A 25,091-nucleotide genomic window follows, 5' to 3' on the forward strand; every position below is an offset into this window, starting at 1 on the left:
GGCCTTCTCTATTCACTTAGCGAATTTTTCTCTTCGTTTAGATCGCTTGTTATCCATTTCCGTAATAGGCGATTGAATTCTGTTGCTTGCTGAACAGGCCAATCATGTCGAGCGCCTGGAATAAGCATTCCGACCGCATTCGGCATGACAACAGGAGCCATTTTAGTCGAAGCGATTATGGCGAGCGATTCGTGCTCTCCAGCCGCAAACAGTGCGGGCTTGCGGAAAGAACTATACGATGCATCGAGACGGAAGCGAATGATTTCCTTAAATATGGCTTCATATGTCTCGCGCGTTAGCAGTTGATAATTGGAGACGAAGTCAGGGATCTTTTGAGGTGGCAAGCGGTAACGTTCGCGGGCCATCTTTTTGAGATGCGATGTATTGTGTATGTTCCGCTGCACAGCGCATGATTGCAGTTTCAATAAAAACCCGTAACGCAACGGCTGGACCGTGATGCCGCTAATAAAGAGGCTCAATACTTTTTCTGGGAAACGCTTAGCCAATTCCAAGGCGACATGGCCTCCTAAAGAAAGTCCCACTATATGAACAGCTCGATCCTTAATAACTTGATGGGCAATTTGTTCGGCACTATCCGCTAAACTGACCCAAGGTATCGCGGCACTTTTTCCGTGTCCAGGCAAATCAACCATAATCAATTGATGATCGGAAAATGTGTATTCTTGTTGCCACCATATCCAACTGCTTGCGCCAAGCCCGTGGATGAAGAGTATGGGTTCCGCTTCAGTAAACGTGGACTCTGAGTAAGCGATCATATTGGACACTCCTCGGTTTCTTTTTTTAAAACCAATCGATCAAATGCTTGATACCTAAAAAATGCGGCAGAATTTTTAGGGTCTTGAAGTGATCAAATAGCACAGTAGGGTTATAAAACGGTAACACAAAGCATATTGATTTCATCATTCCCCAATTTTAAGGCTTTTATCGTTTTACAGAAATACTGAAATTTTTAATGCCTGAGCGAAATTGGAACTGAGCGTTTGGAGTATAGATTGCCAATAAGCTCAAAAATAAACCTAATTTAAGCGATAAAAAAGTGAGTTCCGTCGAATGAGAAAAATGATAAAATATTATCAAAATACTTTTCGGGAGGGGCAGCGATGGATACGTGGTTTGGTGCAAGATCCGATTATCCGTTCGAGCTTTTTTCCATAAGCCATCTAATCGTATTGGCAATCGCCTTAACAGGATTCCTGTGCCTGGTCCTTTTAAGAGACAATTTCGCCGCTAAAGATTCCTTGTTCCAGCAATTGCGCTGGCTGCTGTTTCTTGTGCTGCTCATCTCTGAAGTGTCCTATCAGTATTGGGCCGTCAGCCACGAGTATTGGAGCTTCGATCGTTATATGCCGCTTCATTTATGCGGTGTCGCTTCTATCACCGCCATGATTGGCTTAGTCACTTTGCATCCATTTTGGATCCGTGTATCGTTTTTCATCGGCATCGTGCCGGCGGCTTTGGCACTGGTGACGCCGGATATGCCGTATGATTACCAGCATTACCGGTTTTGGAAATTTTTTGTCCATCATACTGCCATCGCCTGGGCAAGTCTGTTTTTGGCTTTAGCTATGCCAAGTGCACTTAAGTGGCGCTCGGTGTTTTCGGTTTATGGCCTTTTGCTCGTCTATGCCGCGTTCATCGGCTTTTGGGTCAATCCACAGACCGGCTCGAATTATCTTTACCTGTCGCAGCGGCCATCTACCGTCTCGCCCTTGGATTTCTTCGGGGACGGCGTTTGGTATTATATCAATTTATGCTTAGCTGCTTTCCTGTTATTTGCGGTTCAGTACGGGATATTCCGCTGGATCTTTTAAAAAAACGGCCATGAAGAAAACTGAATGCGACTAACAACCAGCTGCCAGGTGCGGAAATGCTTTCGTCTCGGGCAGCTTTTTCGATTTTCAATAGAGGACTATTTGCATATTTAGAGAATAGAAGGGGGACATAGCGAAAGGGGTGGCGGGGATGGATTGGGTAGTCGTACTGAGCTGGACATTGAACTCTTTGTTGCTGTTGAACATCGTGCTCGCACTTGTCATTATCTTCAATGAAAGGCGGGATGCAGGGACTACTTGGGCATGGCTATTGATTTTGTTTTTCTTGCCGATTCTCGGATTTATTGTCTATTTGTTTTTCGGCAGGCATTTGACCAACAACAACTTTTACAATCTGAGCGAAGACGAACAATCCTATTACACGCGGCAAGTCGAATCACAAGTCCAGCGCATACAGACAAGGGAAGCGGAGTATGATGAAGAGCTGCTGAACAAATACGAACAATTGCTGATCATGAATTTACGATCTTCCAAATCACTCGTCAGCTTCTACAACGAAACCCGGATATTCTCTGAAGGCAACGAGAAATTCGACACGATGATCCAAGACATCAGCAACGCGCAGGAAGAGGTCAATGTCCAATACTACATCATTAAACGGGATGCACTCGGCCAGCGGCTTTTCGATGCCTTGCTCGAGCGTGCCAAGGTAGGGGTCAAAGTGCGGCTTCTCTATGATGCAGTTGGGTCAAAGAGTTTGAAACAGTCGGATTTCAAGGAATTGATCGAGCACGGGGGCGAAGTGGAAATCTTTTTCCCGTCCAAATTGGGAATCAATTTCCGCCTCAATAACCGAAACCACCGGAAAGTGTGCATCATCGACGGGAAAATTGGCTATATTGGCGGGTTCAATGTCGGGACGGAATATTTAGGCGAAGTGGAGAAGTTTGGCTATTGGCGCGATGTCCATTTGCGCATAGAAGGGGATGTCGTCCAACACATCCAAGACCGTTTTGTCTTGGATTGGAATTATGCCAACCAGTATAAGAGCCGCGATGATATTTTTTGTTTCCCAACGCACCAAATCAAGAACTTCTCGCCTATGCAAATCGTTACGAGCGGGCCAAATTCCCATACCGAGCATTTGAAAAACATGAAAATCAAAATGATTTCTTCGGCAAAACGTGAAATCTACATCCAGACACCGTATTTCATTCCTGATAAAAGTTTTATGGACGCCTGTAAGATGGCCTTGCTGAGCGGTGTAAAAATGAATATTATGATTCCCGGCAAGCCGGACCATCCATTTGTTATGTGGGGATCCTGGTCGTTCCTTGGCGAATTGCTCGATTACGGAGCGGACGTCTATTTATACGATCGTGGTTTTTTGCACTCCAAGACGATGACTGTGGACGGCGAGATTTCAACTGTCGGGACCACCAACCTGGATGCCCGCAGCTTCCGCCTGAATTTCGAAATCAATACGCTGGTGTTCAACCGCCGGATTGCGCTGGAACTGGAGTCTTTGTTCGAGTCGGATACGGCCGATTGCCGCAAATTGACGAAAGAACTCTACGCAGAGCGCGACTGGACCATCAAGCTGCGCGAAGGTTTTGCCCGCTTATTGAGCCCGATCTTATAATTTGTGATAGTTACGTGTGGAATGTGGGTTGAAGAAGTCTACTATTCCAGTACGAATTAAAATAGAATTGTTTTTCTACATTCAAAATTCAATGATCTATCTAAGTATTTGGAGAAGCGTTCGCTCGACTCCAGTGGATCAGCGAGACGACCGAGACCCCGCAAGCAGCGAAGCGGCTGAGGAGGCTTGGGCGCGAGCCCACGGAAAGCGAGCGATAAGCTTCGGAAAATACAACTTCTTATCTTTCTCGACAACCTGAAAAAAGCTGGAACCTAAAATGGTTCCAGCTTCTTTATTTGCCCGAAGTTTTCAAGGCCTACAAGCGCTTCTGTGACATGGCTTCGCGCATATGGCGGAGTGCCGTCTTGCCTTCGTCTCCACGGGCGATCATGACGTTCGTGTAGAGCGCATCGATCAAGCTGAGTTGCGCGATGCGGGAAGCGAGGGCTTCCGAGCGGAAATCCGTTTCTTCCGACAAAGTGTACAGGACAATATCCGCCTCTTTGGATAAAGGTGATTTAGCGAAATTGGTTACACAGACGATCGTCACTTCTTTTTCCTTCAAGACGTGAAGCACTTCCAGGACATCGCGCGTGCTGCCGGAGTGGGAGATGACAATGGCCACATCGCCTTTGGTGAGCTGGGATGCGGACATAAGCTGCAAATGGGCGTCCATATTCATCGCCACATGAAGGCCGAGGCGGACAAATTTATGATAGCCGTCCATAGCGATCATCGCAGACCCGCCGTTTCCGAAAAACTCGATCTTGCGTGCAGACAGCACTGCAGCGACTGTTTGTTTCAAGGCTTCTTCGTCGATAATCTGCAAGGTATCTTCGAGTGTCTTGATATTGGAGCGGAACACTTTTTCCGCCACTGTTTTAACTTCGTCGCCTTCTTCGATCTGTTCATGGATATCTTTTAATGGTGCTACAACTTCGGCAGCCAAGGCGATTTTGAATGCCTGGAAGCCTTTGAAGCCGAGGCGCTGGCAGAAGCGGAAGACGGTCGATTCTGCCAGCCCGAGCTCATCGGCAATTTGGTTGATCGTCAAATGGATGATGTTGCGGGGGTCATTCAAGATGTAATCGGCGATTTTCTTTTCCTTTTCACTGAAATTGCGGTAACTGCCACGGATGGCTGCTAATGCGAATTGTTGTTGTTTCATTCTGCCACGCCTCTTTCTGCTACTTGGAGTTTTTTTATATTTCTATCATAACATGCTTGTATGTGGAAAAATATTTGATATACTGAGTTCATTAAGGAAAAATATTCTTTTATTCAACAGGAGGTTATATGATGGAAATCGGAATTATCGGTTTGGGCAAGATGGGGAAAAACTTGGCACTCAATTTAACAGATCATGGCCATACAGTGGTAGGGCATGACGCAAACGCCTTGGAAGTAAGCGATTTCAAAGTGGCAGGATCGCTCGAGGAATTGGTGCAGAACCTTCAGGCGCCTCGTACGGTGTGGTTGATGGTGCCGGCTGGAGAAATTACGGAATCGGTCATCGAACAATTGGTGCCGCTTTTGGACAAAGGCGACGCTATTATTGACGGAGGCAACTCGAACTACAAAGAATCGGTGCGCCGTGCCGAGGAATTGAAAGCGAGCGGAATTTATTTCTTCGACTGCGGCACAAGCGGCGGGACAGAAGGCGCGCGCCACGGCATTTGCGCAATGATCGGTGGAGATGAAGAGAAGTTCAACGACATCGAACCGCTCTTCCGCGACATCTCAGTCGAAGGCGGCTACCTCTATGCCGGCAAATCAGGCAGCGGGCATTTCATGAAAATGATCCACAATGGCATCGAGTACGGCATGATGCAATCGATTGCTGAAGGATTCGATATCCTCCACAAAAGTGATTTCGACTACGACTACGAAAAAGTTGCGGGTGTCTGGAACAACGGCTCAATCATCAGTTCTTATTTGATGGGCTTGACGCAAAACGCCTTCTCGAAAGATGAAAAGCTCGATGGCATCAAAGGGGTCATGAACTCTTCAGGAGAAGGAAAATGGACAGTGGAAACGGCACTTGATTTGAATGTGCCGGCACCGGTCATCACAATGTCGCTGATGATGCGCTACCGTTCGCTCGAAGATGATACCTTTACAGGAAAAGTCGTCGCAGCACTTCGCAATGAATTCGGCGGGCACGCAGTCGTCAAAAAATAAACCATTGTTTATCGGATAGGGGGAAGTCAAATGGCTGGTTCAACATTGATCATGATCGCGGTCGCAAGCATTTTCGTTTTGCTATTTTTGGTCATGCGCACGAAATTGCACGCGTTCGTGGCGTTATTATTGGTAAGTTTACTGCTCGGCATCGCGGCAGGCATGCCGCTTGGGGATGTTATCCAATCGATTCAAAACGGCATGGGCGGAACACTCGGCTTTGTCGCAGTCGTGGTAGGCCTTGGCGCTATGTTCGGGAAAATGCTTGAAGTTTCCGGCGGTGCTGAGCGCTTAGCGGCAACGATGATCGGCAAATTCGGGGAAGATAAAGCACCATGGGCTCTTGGCGTGACAGGCTTCATCGTTGCCATTCCCGTATTCTTTGATGTCGGCTTCATCATTTTGGTGCCGATCGTCTACAGCTTGGCGAAAAAGACCGGCAAATCGCTTTTGCATTACGGGATTCCGCTATTGGCGGGTCTTGCTGTTACACATAGCTTCATCCCGCCAACTCCGGGACCGATTGCGGTTGCGGAACTGGTCGGGGCAGAACTTGGCTGGGTTATCCTGTTCGGGGTGCTCGCGGGGATTCCTTCCATGATTCTAGCGGGACCTGTTTTTGGACGCTACATAGGGAAGCGCATTCATTTGACGATTCCGGATTACATGGATATCAAAGAACAAGAATACGATAAAGAATTGCCAAGCTTCGGCATGATCATTTCCTTGATCTTGATACCGCTTGTGTTGATTCTCTTCAACACCTTGTCAGCCGTCGTGTTGGATGAAGGGAACCAGATCCGTGAGATCTTGACTTTCCTTGGCCATCCATTCGTCGCCTTGACAATCGCTACGATCCTGACGTTTTTCTTCCTCGGCACACGCCGCGGCTATTCACGCCAGGAAGTTCAAGACATTGCAACGAAAGCACTTGAACCTGCAGGGATCATCATCCTCGTTACAGGGGCTGGCGGCGTGTTCAAACAAGTGCTTATCGACTCAGGTGTCGGTGATGTGCTTGGCCAAATGATGGGCGATTCTGCGCTTCCGCCGATTGTTTTGGCATTCTTGATCGCTTCTGCGGTCCGTGTGGCACAAGGGTCCGCTACCGTTTCCATGGTAACGGCTGCAGGATTGATCGCACCGCTTCTAGAAATTACCGGAACCACTGGCCCAGCACTTGGTTTGATCGTTATTTCCATCGCTGCAGGCGCTACGGTTTTGTCTCACGTAAACGATTCCGGCTTTTGGCTTGTTAACCGCTATTTCGGAATGAACGTCAAAGACACCTTGAAATCCTGGACCGTGATGGAAACCATCATCGGCCTCACCGGATTCGTGGTAGTATTGATTTTGAGTTTCTTTATCACATGAGTACAGAAAAAGAAAAAGGGATTCTCCTTTTTCTTTTTCTGTTATAAGGAAGGAAGAAGAACATGCCTGAACAATCCTATTATTTAGGGGTCGATATAGGGACCACTTCCACAAAAGCTGTCCTATTCAATAAAGCGGGGCAAATCAAAGACAGCCATACTGTTTTCTATCCTTTGCACACGCCGAACCAATTGACCGCCGAACAGGACCCGGAAGAAATTTTCCGCGCCGTCCTGACAACTGTCCGGGAAACCTTGAGAAAAAGCGACATCAGCAAAGAGTCATTAAAGCTCTTGTCGTTCAGTTCGGCCATGCACAGCCTGATTGCGGTGGATACTCAAGGAGAGCTTTTGACCAATAGCATCACTTGGGCAGATACGAGAAGCTCGAAGCACGCGAAACACATCAAAGAAAACTTGAACGGGCATGACATTTACTTGCGGACCGGTACGCCGATTCATGCGATGTCACCATTAGCAAAACTTTTGTGGCTGCAGGATGAAAAACCGGAAATCTGCCAAGCTACCGCGAAGTTCATCAGCATCAAGAGCTATATTTTCCATAAGTTCTTCGGAGAATACGTCGAAGATCATTCCATCGCCTCCGCTACCGGTTTGTTTAATTTGGAACAGCTCGATTGGGACCAAGGCGCATTGGATGTATCTTGTGTAACGGCAGAGAAATTGCCGCGCCTCGTGCCGACGACCGAGCAGTTCACTGGAGTCGCACCGGAGTTCGCTGCGTTCATGGGTGTCCGGGAAGACATTCCGTTTGTCATCGGGGCGAGCGACGGCGTATTGGCCAATCTCGGCGTCGATGCCATCGATCCCGGTGTCATTGCTGTGACCATCGGGACGAGCGGTGCCATCCGTACAGTGTCCCCGGTGCCGAAAACCGACCCGAAAGAGCGGACTTTCTGTTATGTATTGACGGAAAATCACTGGGTGATCGGCGGGCCGGTCAACAATGGTGGCATCATTTTGCGCTGGCTTCGCGATGAATTCGCATCATCTGAAGTGGAAACGGCGAAACGCCTCGGGATCGATACGTACGATGTGTTGACGAAGATCGCCGCAACGGTTAAACCAGGAGCTGACGGGCTCTTGTTCCACCCTTATTTGACAGGGGAACGGGCACCGCTCTGGGATGCCAATGCCAGAGGGTCGTTTTTCGGCCTGAGCATCCATCACCAAAAGCAGCATATGATTCGCGCTGTATTAGAAGGCATCGTTTTCAATCTCTATACCGTGCTTCTCGCCGTTGAGGAATTGACGGGAGAGCCGGCACGCATACAAGCATCCGGTGGTTTTGCCCGCTCCGAGTTGTGGCGTCAGCTATTGGCAGACGTCTTCGACAAGCCGGTCATCATCCCGGAAAGCTTTGAAAGTTCCTGTCTTGGCGCAGTGGTCCTCGGCATGTATGCCACCGGCGAGATCGAGGATTTCAGCATTGTTTCCGAGATGATCGGCAGCACCCATACGCATCACCCTGAAACGGAAGCAAGCAATATCTACCGCGAATTGCTTCCGATTTACATCCGTTTGTCGCGTTTACTGACAGAGGAATACGAAAGCATTTCCGATTTCCAGCGCAAACATATGAAATGAACCAGAACCCGAAGCTTAACGGCTTCGGGTTTTTCTAATTCCTCGATTCATTTTCGTGATGTAGTCGATCTATCTTTTGTAGAAAAGTTCTGAAAACGATCCGAATTCGAAGGGGCTTTTGATATACTAATATTTACAAGTACAGGTGGTTGCTGGGATAAAGGAGGGAGAATTCCATGCTTAATCAGGTGTTGAAACAATTCAAAATACAAGTGATTTCCGCCAACGAAGTCGAAGATTCTTTCAGTTCAACGGTGTACAAATGCACATTACCGAATGGCGAATCGGTCTTTTTGAAAATCCCGTATACCCGTGTGAAATACGAGCGTGAGTTGGCCGCTTATGAAATCCTCGCAGGGCATGTCCCGATTCCAAAGCTGCTCGATTATTGGGGAGGCGACGATAGCTGCCCGGGGGCCTTGCTGCTGTCTGAACTGAAAGGAAAGCCTTTGTCCGCAACAGCTTCTCCGGAAATCGCGCATCAAATCGGTACAATGCAAGCATCTATGCATCAAATCAAACCTTCTAACAAAACAGCACACGGCGCCATACAAAATGAATTTCCCAATTGGCATGAATTCATCGAAAGGCAGTTTTATAGCTTTGCGGAAGATGCAAAAGAAGTATTGGATGAAGATTTATATATGGCCAGCTTGCGCAAGTTTGAGCAAATGAAGTTGGAACTTCCAGCACCAGACGGGCCGAGTTTTGTCCATATGGATTTCCGCCCAGCTAATATCATTGTGGAGGAAGGCCAGGTTTCCGGCATGATCGATTTTGAAAGTGTGCGCTTCGGTTCGACGGAAATTGATTTCACTAAAATTTACCGTGATTTTTTAAAGTCGGATCCTGCCCTGCTGAATGCTTATCAGATGGGCTATAACAGCATTCGGCCGATGATCGATTTGCGAGCCGTCTTGCCCTTTTATCGCTTCATTGATGCCTTTAACAGCATCGGCTGGAGTCAAAGACGGGGCCTGGAGAAGAATTTTGCATTCTATGAAACCAATTTGGGGATTTTGAAAAAGATGGTGGAGTAGTTCGGTTATTTTTGAAACAGGTTATGTAGAAATATAGGAAGGAACTCAGTCTTTTTTTCAAGGTGATCTAAAAAAATAAAGAAGGCAAATCAATGATTAAAGGCCTTTACGAAGCGCATTTACCGGTCAGGGATTTAAAACGTTCCATTGAATTCTATATTAGTTTTGAATTGGAACTCGCTTATAAGACTCCAAAATTGGCTTTCTTTTGGATTGTCAAAGGGCAAAGTTGGGTGGGCTTATGGGAAACGGATAAAGTGGAAACGCCTTATCATCCTTCGCTTCGCCATATCGCTTTTCATGTGGATATAGGAGCGATCCGCAACGCGAAGGTTTGGCTGGCCGACAGAGGAATCGAAGGGCGAACGGCTTTCGGTTTTCACCGGAAGAACAACCAGTGATCTTGCCGAACCGGCCATATGCCCACGCAGCAGTTTATTTTCATGACCCGGATGGCAATTCACTGGAATTTATCGCACCGCTAGATTTCAAGGTTGAGGAAGAATTCGACATGATGTCTTTGGCACAATGGGATCAAAAGCACGTATAGAAAATGTTTAGCTGAGCAAGCAGAAAACTACGGGAGGGCATCACATGTTGAACTATATGTTGTGCTTGATTCGAAATGGTGATAAGATTCTGCTCCTGAACCGGGAGAAGCCGCCGCAGATGGGGATGTGGAATGGCGTCGGCGGAAAAATCGAGCCCGGCGAAACGCCGCTTGAAAGTGCCATCAGGGAAACCTTTGAAGAGACCGGCATTCGATTGACAGATATGCTGCATGCAGGAAATGTTCTTTTCACGAATGAAAGCAGCCGTCAAGGAATGTACTTGTTTATGGCGGATTTGCCGGAAACACAAGTTTTGGCTATGCCTCTTGGAACCCGTGAAGGCATATTGGATTGGAAGTCAATCGACTGGATTCTGCAAAAAGACAATCGCGGAGTAGCCGCTAATTTACGTGCCTATCTGCCTTCGTTGCTAAATGGTGATTTGAAATTGGAACATTGCTTCATTTATAAAAATAGGGAAATCGCTGAATACACAGCGGCAGCACTTTCAGAAGCAATACAAGCGTAGAGAGGAGTGGATTCGATGAATTTCAAGCCGATCAATTTCAATGAAAAGCTTTTGAAATTCGACGATCTATGGTCGCCGAAAGTCATCGCAGAAATGAATGATTATCAATTCAAAACCGTGAAAGTGCAAGGGGATTTCGTCTGGCATAAGCACGAAGAAACTGATGAAGTGTTCATTGTGTTAGAAGGAGAACTAGCCATTGAATTTCGGGACGGAAAAGTGGAATTGAAAGCAGGCGAAATGTTTGTCGTTCCAAAAAATACAGAGCACAAGCCATTTGCGAAAACGCAAGCGAGCATCTTGCTGGTTGAACCTAAAGGCGTCGTCAATACAGGCGATATTCAAAGTGGGCAGACGGCAGAAAATGATGTGTGGATCTAAACGGGTTTTTCATGAAATTTACGCTTTCGTTGCGTAAAATGCGGTAAAATAACAGCATACTTTGTTTTAGGACGTGATTTTCTTGCCGGATTGGACTTATCATACGATGTTTGAACCCGCACTTTCCCGCTTGCCGGCAAAAACCGGGAGAGAATTTATCCATAAAGGCATGCATCGGATCGCCTCGATTCCCGGCGGAAGCAAACTCATCGAATATTTGGGGCACACGGCTCCAGCCAAGCAGCTGGAAGCGGAGATTTTCGGGTTCAAGATCGCCAACCCCGTCGGCTTGAGCGGGAAAATCGATCCCTTGCTTTCCGGAACCAAGGCATTCAGCCATTTGGGAACGGGCTTTATCGAGATCGGCCCGGTGTCGTGGGAGCCAGTGGAAGCAGGTTCGCCGGCATTCACCGACTCAAAAGATAAGTTGCTGTTTCCATACCATCTGGAATCACCCGGTCTCAAGCGAACGATCGAGAAGCTCGAGAAGCTAAAGCCGTTCAGTAAGCCGATTTTCATCCGGATAGGGAAAAGCGGTTCTTTTGAACAAACGCGTTCTTTATTGAACAAGCTGTCTGCATATGGAGAAGCTTTTATCATTGAAGAGCCGTTCAGCGAGGAGCAGCGGCAGTCTTTAAAAGAAGCAGTCGGCAGCAAGCCGCTATTATGTGCCAGTTCAGCGGATGAAATCGATTCAGCTGTTATGGGACTGGCAGCTAATGAAACATACATAGACGGAATCGTCATCGATGAACTGGGAATAGACACGGGCGAAGGCATAGAATATCCGATCGAACAAACTGGACTGCTGGCTGAACAAGTGTCTGCCATTCGGCAGCACAGTACAATTCCGATCATCGTCTCAGGCGGAATCGCTGAACCGAAAGACGCCCTGGCTTTATACGGGGCAGGAGCGGATTTGGTGATGCTCTCTAGCGGTTATGTCAGGACCGGCCCCGGTTTGCCGAAGCGCATCAATGAAGGGTTGCTGGATCAACGAATAACGGCGCCTCCTGTGTACGATGGCTGGATTTGGCATTGGCTATTCGGAATGTTCATGTTCCTCGGCGGGGCAGTGGCAATGCTTGTCAGCATGACCATCGTCCTTATGCCTTATGACGAGGCATTTTTGAATTTATCGCGAGAAGAACTCATTGCGATCAATCCGAATATTTACCATTTCATGCAGCATGACCGGATGACCGTAGCCGGTACGATGGTTTCGGGCGGCATTCTTTATATGCAATTGGCAAGGCATGGCGTCCGTTACGGCCTAGAATGGGCAAAACGCGCCATTCACATCGCAGGGGTATTAGGGTTCCTCGGTATTTTATTATTCATCGGATTCGGTTATTTCGACTGGCTCCACGGCATTCTTTGGCTCGTTTTACTGCCATTTTTCTGGAAAGGCTACCAGGCATCCAAAAATCATGGCGAACATTCAGCTTCGCGAAACCGCACGAACCACCAAGCCTGTAAACGCAGCTTGTGGGGCCAGCTGGCGTTTGTCGCACTTGGATTTGCGCTCGCAGTAGCCGGGCTTGTCATTTCGACAATCGGCGTCAACGGCGTTTTCGTCCAAACCGACATCGCCTATATCTGCATGAGCCCTGAACAAATCGCTGCCATCAACGAACGGCTCATTCCTGTAATCGCGCATGACCGGGCGGGACTTGGCAGCGCCTTGATCAGTGTTGGGCTGCTCGTGTTGATGCTCGCGCTTTGGGGCTTTCAGGAAGGGCAGCGGTGGGTCTGGTACACGTTCCTGTTCGGCGGGCTGCCGGCGTTTGGGGCGGCCATCATCATTCATTACGTAATCGGCTATACGAGCTTTATCCATATCCTGCCGGCGTACGTGGCCTTAGTGCTGTTCGCAAGCGGGTTGATAATGTCCCGGAAGTTCTTTTTTTACGGATCATAATTTAGCTCAAAAAAAGACAGCCAAGTGGCTGTCTTTTTATATTCCTGACCATTGAAAGTGCCGAAGAAGTCAGCAGATTCGTAAATTTAAAAACGGCTACGTTTCAATCGCCGTCTTCCCGCAACTCTTCACGTTCTTCTTTCGCTTGATCTCGTGTTTCTTTTCTATGTTCATTGCCGCCACTGCGGAGTTCATTGCGCAAATTCGTGGCAGTGTCTCTTGCAAATTGCCTCAAATCAATGGCCGTTGCACTAATCAACTTGCGAACTGCCGCCCCGTCGATTTTCGCGGTATCTTCCAATTCATAGGTCAGTTCTTTGAATCGGGTTTCTTCGTCATATGTCGCATTGATGAATTCGGTCTCCTGGTCGTACAATTCGTTGATCCGTTCGGTTTCGGATTTGTACACTTTATTTAGATTCTCGGATTCCCATTGGTACCATTCGTTAATGATTCTCGTCGTTTCCTTCTCAAAAAATGCTTTTAGCTCCTGGTCATTGCGCACGGTGGAATAAGTGCCGTCGCCAGCATCAGCTACATCTTTCAATTGTTTCTGCCCATCATTTTCTACGTCGAAACCGATGATGTTGACAATCGCTTTTGCGCCGGACTGGTTCAATTGTTCCGCCTGTTTTACCGGGTTGCCATTGCACGTCTCCATGCCATCGCTCACCACATAGATCAAGTTTTCAGACGCTTGGTCACCAAAATGATTCTGTGCGGAGGCCAAAGCAGAGGCAAGGGGAGTCCAGCCGGCGGGTGAGAACGAATCGAGCGCAGCGGTGAACTGTTGTTCATCGAATTCGCCCAATTCGTACACTTCTTCAATCGCTTCGCAGGACTGTTCTTTATCCGCGGCTTTATCTGTCCCTTTATGGCCATATACGGTGAGAGAGACATTTGCCGAGTCAGGCAGTCCACTAACGAAGGAACTGACTGCCTCTTTTGCGGATTGAATTTTAGGGATACCACCGACATCGCCTGCCATGCTACCGCTGGAGTCAAAAAGAACTGCAATATTAACTTGTTGTTCAGGGGATCCTTGTCCATTCACTTCGCCCGGTTGTGCGCTTGCCGATTCAAAAGACGTATCGACATTGGAGATAAATTCCTCGAATTCCCGGTAATCTTCGCCGGCCAGTGCCAGCATTTCCAAATAAACAGCTTCTGCTGATTGGTCTTCAGTCTGATCTGCCATTTGTTCCATCACGGCGTCTTTCTCATAGTGTTCACCGCTATACGGTGCATTTGCTAAGTCTAGCTTCAATCGCTCTTCAATCGTTGAAAATTGAAGCGAAGCCGTATTATCGCCTGTATTGTTTTCTGCAGCCGCATCTTCCGTGGCAGAAGGGGAGTCGCCGGCCGTTTCTTCTCCTTGCTGTGCATTGTCATCTGCTGCAGAGCAGCCTGCCAACCAGATAAGCGTTGCGGGAAGAATAAATAATTTGTTCATTTTTTTGATCATGTGTACAGAAGCACCTCCAGGTCAATGTGAAAAATCCATCAATGCCGCTAATAGAGTGGGCGGCGTATTTGTATAATGTAAATGGTAATATATTCATATTATCTTTTTATTAATATGTATTGTCAAATTAAGTATGGATAAATAAACATTCGTTTAGTCGTAAAACATTAAAAAACCCCTTTCCGTAATCGAGACGGAAAGGGGTGAGCTGTTTGCAAAACAATTAATAGGTTTTGATTTGTTCTTTTCGGACGGTGGATTCTGGATTATAAGCTTGATCCTGGCTTTTCTTCTTATCCAAGTATTTCATCAAGCCGGCTGCGTTATTACTGTACTGGTTGACTTGGAAACGGTTGGCAGGGTCGTCTTCGACTTTTTTCGAAATGCCCGACGTGATGCTGCGGACTACCGAATTCATATCGATGACTGAATTGATCGTTCCTTTCGCCCCGTCGACCAGGACGGCCACTTTCTCGGATTTTTGTTGGATGTCTTCTTTCAATTCATTTGTCGTGTGCTGCAAATGAGTCGTTTCAAGCATCAGCTTGTCCATGCGGCCTTTCAAGTTATCTGCCGAACCTTTCATTTCTTTCATCGGCTCCTTGATGCCGGATAGCAGCATCACGACACCGACGACGGCGACGATCAGGCCAAGGACAATGATTCCTAGTGCTATGTAAAGCCAAATTATCGGGTCCATATAAACTTCCTCCTTTTTCGTTTGTGTATTAAGCCATACCCGTTTTAGGCAATCTTTAACACAAAACTAAGGAGAGCGTTTAATCTCGGCGGATCCAATTTTTTGGGGGAAAACTTTAAAGTTGTATGTACCAACCGCTTATTCATAGAGAAGATTTTGCTTTATTTCAATTACCGAGGGTCAGCGGATAGGATGAACGCAATGTATCCGACGTCTTGGCTGAAATTCCAGTCCATGAAAACTTCATCGATGTTCCTCTGTAAAGAGTGGTTCAAGGGGGCAGCTTTGAGAAGCTTCCGTTCAAGAGGGCGTTTGGCCAATTTGAGGATTTCAGAGAAGCCCCCCTCTATTAAAGCTTTTTCAATCCCTACCAAAATGCCGCTGCGCTTCAACAGCAAGGTCCGATTGCTCATCCATAAAGTTTCAATGCTATCCGGGATGCGGCCGGCTTCTTCACTGACACGTTCCAGTTGTTTATGGAAGATGTCCCGTTCTCCATCTTCCGGCCATCCTAATGGATCCGCGATGTGTTCTTCACCCATTACCCCGATAAAAATCCCGCTTTTTAGCGGCAAGTTCCAATCGGCGTATAACTCGGTAAATTCCAATTGCGTGATAGCCAAGAGCTCATTTAAAATTTCAGGCTTTAAGGCATTGAACATGAAATCCCTGGTTTCCAATACACGTTTGCCTTCTTCTTGATCGAGTAGAATCTTTTCCATGGGACTGACAAATCCGCGGAAATGTATGGTGATATAAGGCCTTTTAATTGTGACGTAAACAGAAGCAGGCCCTTTTCCGAAATGCTTTCGGAGTAGGTTTGAAATATAGCCCGAAACCTCTGATTGAATAGATCTTGCTTCCTGCATAATAACTGGCTCCTTCCCGGCATGTGACGACCGGCTAGTTCTTTGCTTTTCAATCGCTCTTTTCAGCGTCCAGAAAAATGGTTCTTTAACTGTAGTTCTTCATTCCGTTTAAAATCTTTAGTCAAAACCAAACGGGGGAAGGGGCATTATTGGGTAGATGGAAATGAAAAATCCAACTGTTGCTGGTATTCGGCCGACTCAAGCCGGGGATATGAAATAAAAAAAGACGCCAAAAAGAATGATTCATTCTCTTTGGCGTTATTCCCAGCTCTATTGTCAGGTATATACTCTGCGCAATTCCAATATGGCAGCCCGTGCTGCATTTTTAATTTCCACTCAACTGTTCGATGAAGCCCGCTAGATGTTCGCGGGAGATGATTCAACTACTGTATAAAGAATTATAGCGAGAAAGGGAAAAAATTTCAAGATGCTATTCCGGAATGGGCACATGCCTCACATGAAGATTTTCGCCAAGCGATATTAAGTGAACAGGTTTTCCGCCAGTTTGGCCCCATCTTGAATGCGGGATGGACCAATTTACTTATAAATCGCTTGATAGGACTTCATGAACTTCTTGTCGATAAACTGCTTAAGTTTCCATGGGAGTTTGCCATGCATGCTCCAATGTCCATAAGTCAAGAACGCTTCGCCACCGCCCGTGGAGAGGATGGCGACATAGCGTTTTTGCGGAATGAAGGCCGATAATGGATTTCCATCGAGGAAATTCAGTAGATTGCCCCACAACACGGGTCCTTGGCGAACCGCATAGACGCCGTTTTTCGCAAGGTCCGGATAGCGGTCGATCGAGACGCAATCGCCGGCACCAAAGACTTCGGGGAAACGAATCGATTGAAGTGTCTCACTGACAGCCAAAAATCCGGCACGGTCGACCGGCATGCCTGAGCGCTCGAATAAGGCAGGGCTTTTCGGGCCAGTCAGCCAAAGCACGTCTGACTGGGGATAGGAGGCACCGTTGCTTGCAATGACGGACGTTTCGTCGATGTCTTCTATTTTTACATTTGTGAAAAAAGGCAGCGATTTTTTCCGTGCAATCGCCTCGAGTTTTCTGGAAGCGGCCGCTCCGTGAGCCGATAGCAGCTCACCAGAACTGAACAGTAACGCATCGCTAAAATGCCGCCTCATTCGCCAGGCGTTTGTAGAGAAGGCCAATTCTACGCCCGATGCGCCGCCTCCGACAATAACGGGCTTGGCGGACTTTCGGAACTTCATTAATTGGTCCGGAAAATGATAATTGGGCTTGATTGGCGAGATGTGTTTCTTCAGCGCTTCCGGGCTATCCGTCTGCGACCCGATGTCGAAGGACACTGCATCATAAGGATAGATCTCGCCATGTTGGCCCGTCAGTGTGCGGGAGTCCGGATCGATGGCGCAGATTGCATCTTGATAGAAAGCCGCGCCGATTTTTTCAGCGAGCTGATTCAAGTCGATGCGGATCTCATCCAACCCGTAAACCTCTTCAGTGAATCCTGAAAACATCCCTGAATAATATTGATGCTCCGCAGGCGAGATGAGCACCAATTGTACATCTTCCCGCGGCTTTTTTGCGAATTGTGCAAGGGCGTGCAAATGTACATGGCCGCCCCCAACCAAGACGACAATCTTCATGTTAAACACTCCAATCTAGGACAAAATCCGCTTGGCTTCGGCCATGCGCTGAAAAATGGTGAAAATCTGAACGGCGATAAATAATAGGGTGATTGCCGTCAAATAAGGAGAAAAGACGATCATCAACGTAAACAAGATAAACCCTTCTGTCCGTTCCGCAAGCCCGGCTTGATAATAGAACGATTTCATCCCTTGTTTTTCGGATAATGCCCCGACGGTCAAGAAGACAGTCATGGCGACGATGATCGATGCGCTCAATAACAATAAAGCCCACATCGAATCCGGAAAGCTGAAGGCAAGGCCGAGGATAACGCTGATTTCCACCAATCGGTCAAAACTGATGTCGAGGAGCGTTCCCCAAGGAGAAGGTTTTGTTTTTCTCGCCATCGTCCCGTCGACTACATCCAAAAATCCGGATAGCCAAAGCGCAATGAGTGCCAAAACCGGCTGGTCCAGATAGATGAAGACACCCGATGACAGACCGATGGCAAATGCCGTCTTGGTCACGCCATCAGCTGTCAATCCTTTTTTCAATAGATAGTCGGCAGTCTTGTCGACTGCTGGTTGTACATGTTTTCTGGCATATGTATCGAGCATATAATTCACCTTTTCATGTAAAAGATATTCTAAGTATAAAGCATATCACCGTTTACACCCCCCACAGAACTCTTTAGACTGAGAGGATTTTTTATAAGCAGACTATTCGAGGGTAAATAAGGGTAAGTGTATAGAAGTCTTTGTTAAGATATATTTAATTCAGGATTAAGAAAGGATTTGACGGATATGACCAAGAAGTATGATATCGCAATTATCGGAGCGGGAGCAGCAGGCCTAACAGCCGCTTTTACAGCCGCTGGATTTTCGAAAAAGACCGTGCTGATCGACAAGAATCTGCCAGGCGGGGAATGTACGTGGTCCGGCTGCATCCCGAGCAAATCGCTCATCAATATCGCGAAAGAAGTCCATCACGCCAAAAAATATTCACCTGAGCTGAAAGTCGATACATCAGAAGTATTGAAAGATATCCAAAAAGTCATTCAAAAAGTATACGCCGGTGAATCGCCGGAAGTGCTGAAGGAATCCGGCATCGATTTTATCAACGCTTATGCCATATTTACTGGGCCGAACACCTTGGAAGTGGAAGGGGAAACGATTGAAGCGAAAAAAATCATCCTCTCCACTGGCTCCACTCCACTGGTGCCGCCGATTGATGGCTTGAGTGAAGTGGATTACCTAACCAATGAATCGATCTTCAAATTGGCCTCATTCCCGGAAACGATGACCATTCTCGGCGCAGGCCCGATCGGTGTCGAAATGAGCCAAGCGCTCAACCGTCTTGGCGTTAAAGTGACGCTGGTGGAAAAATCGGATCGCATCTTATCCAACGATGACGAAGAACTCGCGCTGATGATTCAGCAGCGGCTCATCGAAGAAGGCGTCACGATCCATGCTGGCGCAACAGCGGTAAAAGCTGCTCAACATGGCGGTCAAATTGAACTGACAGTCGAAAAAGACGGCAAGGAGATCACTGTTTCAAATGAAGGGCTTCTCGTTGCGCTCGGCCGCCAAGCGAATGTCTCCGGCTATAACCTGGAAACTGCCGGTGTCGAGTACGATAAGAAACGCATCCAAGTGGACGAACATATGGAAACGACCGCCAAAGGCATCTATGCCATCGGCGATGTCGTCGGCCCTTATCAACTATCGCATATGGCGAACGCCCAAGGCATTACCGCGACGCAGAACGCCATTTTGCCGATCAACCGCAAAATGAATTACGACCATGTGACCTGGTGTACATACACAGACCCGGAACTCGGCCACTCTGGCTTGTCCGAAGCACAGGCACGCGAACAATACGGCGATTCAATCCGCGTCTATGAACATGATTATGCGGATATCGACCGTGCCAATACGAAACAAGGCTCGATCGGCAAAGTGAAGATCGTTCTCGATAAAAAAGGCTATATTCTCGGGGCGAGCATTCTGGGCGATCGCGCTGGTGAAATCATCAGCCAAATCCAGACACTCAAAACACTTGGCATCAATATGGGTAAATTATCCAGTGTCATCCACCCATATCCGACCTATAGCGAAGTACTGGTGAAAATCGGCAAGAAAGTCTATGTCGATAACCTGCTCAACCAACCAGTCGTCAAAACCTTCAATAAAGCAAAAGCGGGCGAGTTGCCTGTCGAAAAAATCGGCTTGTACGGGGCTGCAGCAGCGGCAGGGCTCGGCATCGCCAATATGGCCATCCAAAATAACACCAAACCAAAACTTGGCGTTAAAAATGGCCGACTTAAGGAAATGCCTTCCACGCCTAATGCCGTTTCGTCGCAAACGACTGTACGGGACAAATTCGTTCCAGCATGGCCGTATAATGGCAGCAAAGAGCAAGCGAAAAAGAACTTGATCGGCATGTTGAAAGGCTATGAAGGCATCCGGATCGTACAAGTGAATAATGATTATGTTTATGCAATTGCCACGACTAAACTGATGAAATTCAAGGATGACATCGAATTTTACTTTAATGACGCAGCGCAGCAAATTGAATTCCGCTCCGCCTCACGCGTCGGTTATTCAGACCAAGGGCTTAACCGCAAGCGCTATGATGAGATGAGAAAACGTTATTCAAGTATTTCGACACACACCCGTAATTCATGAGTAAAAAGCGCATTGCTAAATGGCTGCTGGTGGCTGTGGCCATCGGCTTGGTCATCTGGCTCAGCCGTTCCGTTTTTGACGTGGAAGCGGAAGATCTTCGCAGCTGGATTTTATCGTTCGGGTTATGGGCGCCTGTCATTTACATTATCGTTTACACCATCAGGCCGCTGATTTTCTTCCCGGCCTCGGTGCTATCGATTGCCGGTGGCTTGGCTTTCGGTGCTTGGATGGGAACCTTTTACACCATCATTGGCGCGACTTTGGGGGCAATGCTGTCCTTTCTTGTCGCAAAGGTGGTCGGCAGAAGCATCGTTACAAAAGAGTGGACAGGAAACGCTGCCAAATTTCAGAGGCAAATGGAACAGAATGGCTTTTTGTATGTGCTGCTGTTCCGTTTGATCCCGGTCATCAATTTCGACTTGATCAGCTATATGGCGGCGATTGCCAAGGTGCGTTTCGCTTCGTTTGCCTTGGCGACTTTGATCGGCATCATTCCCGGAACCTTCGCCTATAATTTTCTCGGCAGCAGCTTTGTCAGCGGCAACCCGAAAATCATTGTAGCGGCGGTCGCCGTTTTCATTATCTTGACAGTCGTCCCGATTTTGATCCGCAACCGCTGGAATCAAAAAAACGGCAGCAAACCGGATTGATTGCTCGCGATAAGCGAGGCTCCCTGTTGATGCTTGATTGAAGATACAGAGAAGTAGCATAAAAGGAATTAGGAAGTGGAATTAATGAAAAAATATCCAATAGCGTCATTGGGCATTCTGGCACTCGCCTTGTCAGCTTGTTCATCCGGAGATGCAGGAAACGCAACCGATGCAGACAGCTTATTGACAGATGACTGGGGCGTTATTCAAGACGCGGCGCAAGGGCAGGAAGTCAATATGTACATGTGGGGCGGAAACGATAACATCAATACTTATTTGGATGAATGGGTCGCGCCGCGCATGAAAGAACAGCACGGCATCGAGTTGACCCGTGTGCCGATGAATGACGCGCAAGACATCATCAACCAATTGCTCGACGAAAAAATAGCTGGGAAAAGCGACGGCAGCATGGACATTATCTGGATCAACGGCGAGAACTTCAAAGCCGCAAAAGACAACGACTTGCTGTGGGGAGATTTCACCGGACAATTGCCGAATTTCAATGACTACATCGATTCCGATGCACCGGAAGTTTCACAGGATTTCGGAGAACCGGTGGAAGGCTTGGAAGCACCATGGGGCAAGGCGCAATTCGTGTTCGTGCATGATGAAAGTAAACACGAAACCCCGCCGAAATCGATGGCTGAACTCGCCGATTGGGTACAGGAACATCCGGGACAGTTCACATACCCTGCACCGCCTGATTTCACAGGAAGTGCTTTTGTCCGCCAGGTATTGTATGAAACGACTGGCGGACACGAGCAGTACCAGCAACCCGCTGCCGAGATTGAAGGTTTGGAACAACGCCTCGAGCCGATGTGGCAATACTTGAATAGCATCGAGCCGTATTTATGGCGCGAAGGCGAAACGTATCCGGAAAGCTTGGCGAAACAAGACCAATTGTTTGCGAGCGGTGAAATCGGCATGACAATGAGCTACGATCCAGCGCTCGCTGCGAGTGAAGTGTTGAAGGGACGTTTTCCGGAGTCGACCCGCACCTATCTATTAGACGGGGGAACGCTTGCGAATACGCACTTCCTGTCAATTCCGTTTAACGCATCAGATAAAGCAGGGGCGCTTGTCGCGATCAATGAACTAATGTCGCCTGCCGCCCAAACCGCCAAATTGTCCCCAGAAAATTGGGGCGATTTGACGGCGCTCGAATTGGAAAAACTATCGCCTGAACAGCAACAGGCGATGAATGCAGTGGATCTCGGGGAAGCGACACTTTCAATAGAAGAATTGGAACAAAACCGCTTGCCTGAATTGTCTTCAGATTATATCGACATCATTGAAAAAGGGTGGACGGAACATGTGGCGAAAGAGTAAACCGTATCTTTTGCTACTGCCGGCCGCCGGTACGATCATCCTCCTGTTTTTCGGGGGGATTTTTGATGGGCTGCTGAAAAGCTTCGGCTATTTTCCGGCAATCGGGGAGACGGAATTGACCTTTGCAGCCTACGACAGTCTCCTGCATTCAGGCTCTTTTTGGGAATCGATGGCGCTCACGTTGCGGATAGCGGCGCTGTCTTCATTGCTGTCGGCAGTCATCGGGGCGCTCGTTGCCTTGGCTTTGTTTTTTCTCAATGATTCCATGAAATCCGCGTCGCCGAAGGCTTGGCATCGCTTATTCCAATTGCCGTTGACCATACCGCATCTGGTCGCTGGCTATATCATCGTGCTGCTGTTCACCCAAAGCGGATTTGTATCGAGACTCCTTGCGGCATTTGGCTGGATTGACGACATCACGGATTTTCCGGTGCTCGTCAATGACCCGTTCGGTTGGGGAATCATCCTCACTTACGCTTGGAAAGAAGCGCCTTTTGTAGCACTTATGCTGTATCCGGTGCTGTCACGGATCCATGGCTCCTGGCGTGAAGTGTCGCGCGTTTTCGGTGCGGGCAATTGGCAATTCGTCCGGGAAGTGGTCGTGCCGGTCATGATGCCGGCGTGGGCGATTGCGACGTTTATCGTCTTTGTGTTTACTTTTTCCGCTTTTGAAGTACCTTATCTACTAGGTGTCACTTATCCAAGTGTGCTGCCGGTTTATTCGTACCAGCTTTACACAAGCGGCACGCTTTCGGATCGCCCCGAAGCGCTTGCGGTCAATATGATTCTCGCGGCTATCACGATTTTACTGGGTCTAGTGGCGTATTACTTCAGTAAGCGCTGGAATGTGCTAAAGGGGTGGGGCTAATGAAAAGACATCCACGCCTTCTGTCCTTGTTTGTCTTCATTACATTAATCATTTTCATCATCGTGCCATTTGTTCCCTTGCTATTGTCGAGCCTGTCATTCGGCTGGCGCTGGCCGGATGTGTTGCCTGAGTCATGGAGTTTTCGTGCGTGGGAATATATATTAAATGACGGGCGAACCTGGCAAGCGGTCGGGATCAGCTTATGGATTGCCTTGATTGTAACAGCCGTGAACATCTTACTGGCGATCCCGGCGGCCAACGCGTTGGTGCGTTATCCAGTCCGCGGCAGATGGTTGTTCGAAGCGATCATTTTTGCGCCGATCATCATTCCGCCTTTTATCTCAGTCATGGGGATCCACTTGACCTTTTTGCGGCTCGGATTGACTGAAACCGTTGTTGGGGTTGTGTTGGCGCATATCGCGCCGACTTTGCCGTATATGTTCCGTGCGGTCATGATTAGCTATCAAACTTTATCGGTTGATTGGGAAGACCAAGCGCGCATGCTGGGAGCGCGTGCGCTGCCGCGATTCTTTCACGTCGTGCTGCCGCATCTGTTGCCAGGCATAATGGCAGGTGCAAGTTTGAGCGTCTTGATTTCCTTGAGCCAATACTTGATCACCATCATCATCGGTGCCGGTCAAGTAGTTACCTTGCCGATTTTGCTGTTCCCGTTTGTCAGTGGAGGAGACCCAGGCATTGCCTCGGCTTATTCATTGCTCTATGCAGCCCTTGCCATTGCGGCTTTGGTTGGAATGGACGCCGCTTTAAAACGTTATTATCAATTGAATAAAGACTCACAGGATCCCGCGAAAGGAGTGAAACCGTGAGTGATTTACGCATCATCGATATAGAAAAGCGGTACAGAGCCGTAAAGCCAAAAAACGATGCGTCGTTCATGCTTCGCCCGGTCCGGCTGTCCATTCGCGAAGGAGAGTTCTTCTCGCTGCTTGGGCCTTCCGGCTGCGGTAAGACGACTTTGCTGAAATTGGTTGCTGGCTTATTGGAGGCAGATGGCGGGGAGATTTGGATAGGGGATAAAAACCTGACAAATGTGCCTCCTGAATCGAGACAATTCGCGATGGTGTTTCAGCAATCCTTGCTGTTTCCGCATAAAAACATTGAAGACAATGTCGCTTTTGCCTTGAAAATGCAGAAAGTCGGCAAAAAGCAGCGCTTGAAAGCTGCCCGCGATATGCTCGAACATGTGGGGCTCAGTGGATTCGGCAGCCGTTTTCCGGATGAACTAAGCGGTGGGCAGCAGCAGCGCGTGGCACTCGCCAGGGCCTTAGTGGCGAATCCGCGCGTCTTGTTGATGGATGAACCATTCAGTGCGCTCGATCCGGGCTTGCGGGAAGAAATGCGCGAACTGTTAAGCCGAATCCAAAAAGAATTTCGTGTCACCATTTTGTTCGTGACGCACGACCGCGATGAAGCTTTTGCGTTATCCGACCGGATCGCGGTCATGGGCGAAGGGGCATTGCGCCAAGTCGGCAATGCGAGAGAATTATACGAACGCCCCGACACGACAGCGGTCGCTGCTTTCCTTGGCTTGCGAAACATCTTGAGTGGTGCCCTGGAAAATGGCCGTTTCGTCTCTTCGGACGGATTTCTTGAAGTGGATGGCATCAGCCAGTTGGCAGATGGCGATTATTTTATGGTCATCAGGCCAGAAGCGATCAAAACGGCGGAAAGTGATCAATCAGGCCATGTCCGGATTCAAGGCATCGTCCAGGAAATGAAATACTCGCGCGGCATGTACAGCCTGAAAGTGAAAGCAGGAAACCAGCTGCTGGAATGTTTGTTTACTACTGCCCAAGCGGAAAAAACAACCGTCGGGGAAGCGATCGATTTGCTGGTGGATATGAAGGCAGTCCGTTTTTTAAAAGAATAGCATCACT

Annotated in this window: 24 protein-coding genes; 17 read left to right on the forward strand and 7 right to left on the reverse strand. The window is 48.1% G+C overall.

What is annotated here, in order from left to right; genetic code table 11:
- Positions 1 to 8: 8 nt before the first annotated feature.
- The gene (locus M1Q06_RS08565; protein WP_434399293.1) at positions 9 to 776 is read right to left on the reverse strand and encodes an alpha/beta fold hydrolase; all 768 of its coding nucleotides are present in this window, start codon (positions 774 to 776) and stop codon (positions 9 to 11) included.
- Between the two features lie 345 nt (positions 777 to 1,121).
- Here M1Q06_RS08565 and M1Q06_RS08570 point away from each other — a divergent pair, with 345 nt between their 5' ends.
- Positions 1,122 to 1,832 carry a YwaF family protein gene (locus M1Q06_RS08570; protein ID WP_434399295.1) on the forward strand — a complete coding sequence of 237 codons (711 nt, stop codon included), beginning with the start codon at positions 1,122 to 1,124 and terminating at the stop codon, positions 1,830 to 1,832.
- A gap of 151 nt (positions 1,833 to 1,983) precedes the next feature.
- Entirely contained in the window at positions 1,984 to 3,435 is a 1,452-nt protein-coding gene (gene cls / locus M1Q06_RS08575; RefSeq protein WP_434399297.1) for a cardiolipin synthase, read from the forward strand.
- Between the two features lie 316 nt (positions 3,436 to 3,751).
- Here the strand turns inward: cls and M1Q06_RS08580 are convergent, their stop codons facing one another.
- On the reverse strand, positions 3,752 to 4,603 hold the full coding sequence (locus tag M1Q06_RS08580; RefSeq protein ID WP_101190312.1) for a MurR/RpiR family transcriptional regulator: 852 nt from the start codon (positions 4,601 to 4,603) through the stop codon (positions 3,752 to 3,754).
- A gap of 131 nt (positions 4,604 to 4,734) precedes the next feature.
- Here M1Q06_RS08580 and gnd point away from each other — a divergent pair, with 131 nt between their 5' ends.
- The 9 genes from gnd to M1Q06_RS08625 all read left to right on the forward strand — a co-directional run bounded on the left by gnd (position 4,735) and on the right by M1Q06_RS08625 (position 13,019).
- Positions 4,735 to 5,616 carry a phosphogluconate dehydrogenase (NAD(+)-dependent, decarboxylating) gene (gene gnd, locus M1Q06_RS08585; protein ID WP_404333446.1) on the forward strand — a complete coding sequence of 294 codons (882 nt, stop codon included), beginning with the start codon at positions 4,735 to 4,737 and terminating at the stop codon, positions 5,614 to 5,616.
- A gap of 30 nt (positions 5,617 to 5,646) precedes the next feature.
- On the forward strand, positions 5,647 to 6,990 hold the full coding sequence (locus tag M1Q06_RS08590) for a GntP family permease (RefSeq protein WP_404333448.1): 1,344 nt from the start codon (positions 5,647 to 5,649) through the stop codon (positions 6,988 to 6,990).
- Positions 6,991 to 7,052: 62 nt separating this feature from the next.
- Positions 7,053 to 8,597: a gluconokinase gene (gene gntK, locus M1Q06_RS08595; protein ID WP_434399300.1), complete on the forward strand. Its 1,545-nt coding sequence runs from the start codon at positions 7,053 to 7,055 to the stop codon at positions 8,595 to 8,597.
- 176 nt (positions 8,598 to 8,773) lie between these two features.
- Positions 8,774 to 9,637 (forward strand): aminoglycoside phosphotransferase family protein, encoded by an 864-nt coding sequence (locus M1Q06_RS08600; protein ID WP_434399302.1) that lies wholly within the window; start codon positions 8,774 to 8,776, stop codon positions 9,635 to 9,637.
- Between the two features lie 92 nt (positions 9,638 to 9,729).
- Complete coding sequence (locus M1Q06_RS08605) at positions 9,730 to 10,038, forward strand: VOC family protein (protein WP_434399304.1); 309 nt, start codon at positions 9,730 to 9,732, stop codon at positions 10,036 to 10,038.
- On the forward strand, positions 10,035 to 10,187 hold the full coding sequence (locus tag M1Q06_RS08610) for a hypothetical protein (protein ID WP_434399306.1): 153 nt from the start codon (positions 10,035 to 10,037) through the stop codon (positions 10,185 to 10,187). The genes M1Q06_RS08605 and M1Q06_RS08610 overlap by 4 nt, the downstream gene beginning before the upstream one ends.
- Positions 10,188 to 10,231: 44 nt before the next feature.
- Positions 10,232 to 10,717 carry an NUDIX hydrolase gene (locus M1Q06_RS08615; RefSeq protein ID WP_434399308.1) on the forward strand — a complete coding sequence of 162 codons (486 nt, stop codon included), beginning with the start codon at positions 10,232 to 10,234 and terminating at the stop codon, positions 10,715 to 10,717.
- Positions 10,718 to 10,732: 15 nt separating this feature from the next.
- Complete coding sequence (locus M1Q06_RS08620; protein WP_058380749.1) at positions 10,733 to 11,098, forward strand: cupin domain-containing protein; 366 nt, start codon at positions 10,733 to 10,735, stop codon at positions 11,096 to 11,098.
- Positions 11,099 to 11,180: 82 nt separating this feature from the next.
- Positions 11,181 to 13,019 carry a dihydroorotate dehydrogenase gene (locus tag M1Q06_RS08625; protein WP_434399311.1) on the forward strand — a complete coding sequence of 613 codons (1,839 nt, stop codon included), beginning with the start codon at positions 11,181 to 11,183 and terminating at the stop codon, positions 13,017 to 13,019.
- 103 nt (positions 13,020 to 13,122) lie between these two features.
- On the opposite strand, the gene M1Q06_RS08630 is transcribed toward M1Q06_RS08625, so the two are convergent.
- The 5 genes from M1Q06_RS08630 to M1Q06_RS08650 form a co-directional block, all read right to left on the reverse strand.
- A complete protein-coding gene (locus M1Q06_RS08630; RefSeq protein ID WP_434399313.1) occupies positions 13,123 to 14,484 on the reverse strand; it encodes a VWA domain-containing protein in 1,362 nt (453 codons plus the stop codon).
- 223 nt (positions 14,485 to 14,707) lie between these two features.
- Positions 14,708 to 15,184 (reverse strand): DUF948 domain-containing protein, encoded by a 477-nt coding sequence (locus tag M1Q06_RS08635; protein ID WP_101190321.1) that lies wholly within the window; start codon positions 15,182 to 15,184, stop codon positions 14,708 to 14,710.
- A 170-nt stretch (positions 15,185 to 15,354) separates the two neighbouring features.
- Positions 15,355 to 16,053 carry a DUF2294 domain-containing protein gene (locus M1Q06_RS08640; RefSeq protein WP_434399315.1) on the reverse strand — a complete coding sequence of 233 codons (699 nt, stop codon included), beginning with the start codon at positions 16,051 to 16,053 and terminating at the stop codon, positions 15,355 to 15,357.
- Between the two features lie 537 nt (positions 16,054 to 16,590).
- Positions 16,591 to 17,679, reverse strand: coding sequence for an FAD-dependent oxidoreductase (locus M1Q06_RS08645; RefSeq protein ID WP_434399317.1), 1,089 nt, complete (start codon positions 17,677 to 17,679; stop codon positions 16,591 to 16,593).
- A 15-nt stretch (positions 17,680 to 17,694) separates the two neighbouring features.
- On the reverse strand, positions 17,695 to 18,276 hold the full coding sequence (locus M1Q06_RS08650; protein ID WP_434399319.1) for a CDP-alcohol phosphatidyltransferase family protein: 582 nt from the start codon (positions 18,274 to 18,276) through the stop codon (positions 17,695 to 17,697).
- A gap of 186 nt (positions 18,277 to 18,462) precedes the next feature.
- Here M1Q06_RS08650 and M1Q06_RS08655 point away from each other — a divergent pair, with 186 nt between their 5' ends.
- The 6 genes from M1Q06_RS08655 to M1Q06_RS08680 all read left to right on the forward strand — a co-directional run bounded on the left by M1Q06_RS08655 (position 18,463) and on the right by M1Q06_RS08680 (position 25,084).
- Positions 18,463 to 20,346, forward strand: coding sequence for an FAD-dependent oxidoreductase (locus tag M1Q06_RS08655; protein WP_121299750.1), 1,884 nt, complete (start codon positions 18,463 to 18,465; stop codon positions 20,344 to 20,346).
- A complete protein-coding gene (locus M1Q06_RS08660) occupies positions 20,343 to 20,996 on the forward strand; it encodes a TVP38/TMEM64 family protein (RefSeq protein WP_121299748.1) in 654 nt (217 codons plus the stop codon). The genes M1Q06_RS08655 and M1Q06_RS08660 overlap by 4 nt, the downstream gene beginning before the upstream one ends.
- A gap of 84 nt (positions 20,997 to 21,080) precedes the next feature.
- Entirely contained in the window at positions 21,081 to 22,325 is a 1,245-nt protein-coding gene (locus M1Q06_RS08665; protein WP_434399322.1) for an ABC transporter substrate-binding protein, read from the forward strand.
- Positions 22,309 to 23,193, forward strand: coding sequence for an ABC transporter permease (locus tag M1Q06_RS08670; RefSeq protein WP_121299743.1), 885 nt, complete (start codon positions 22,309 to 22,311; stop codon positions 23,191 to 23,193). Before M1Q06_RS08665 ends, M1Q06_RS08670 begins: the two co-directional genes overlap by 17 nt.
- Positions 23,193 to 24,020 (forward strand): ABC transporter permease, encoded by an 828-nt coding sequence (locus M1Q06_RS08675; protein ID WP_434399325.1) that lies wholly within the window; start codon positions 23,193 to 23,195, stop codon positions 24,018 to 24,020. The genes M1Q06_RS08670 and M1Q06_RS08675 overlap by 1 nt, the downstream gene beginning before the upstream one ends.
- Positions 24,017 to 25,084: an ABC transporter ATP-binding protein gene (locus M1Q06_RS08680; protein WP_434399327.1), complete on the forward strand. Its 1,068-nt coding sequence runs from the start codon at positions 24,017 to 24,019 to the stop codon at positions 25,082 to 25,084. Before M1Q06_RS08675 ends, M1Q06_RS08680 begins: the two co-directional genes overlap by 4 nt.
- Positions 25,085 to 25,091 lie beyond the last annotated feature (7 nt).

Origin of the sequence: Planococcus sp. 11815 (assembly GCF_051096385.1) — a bacterium.
In the GTDB taxonomy this organism is placed as follows: Bacteria; Bacillota; Bacilli; order Bacillales_A; family Planococcaceae; genus Planococcus; species Planococcus citreus.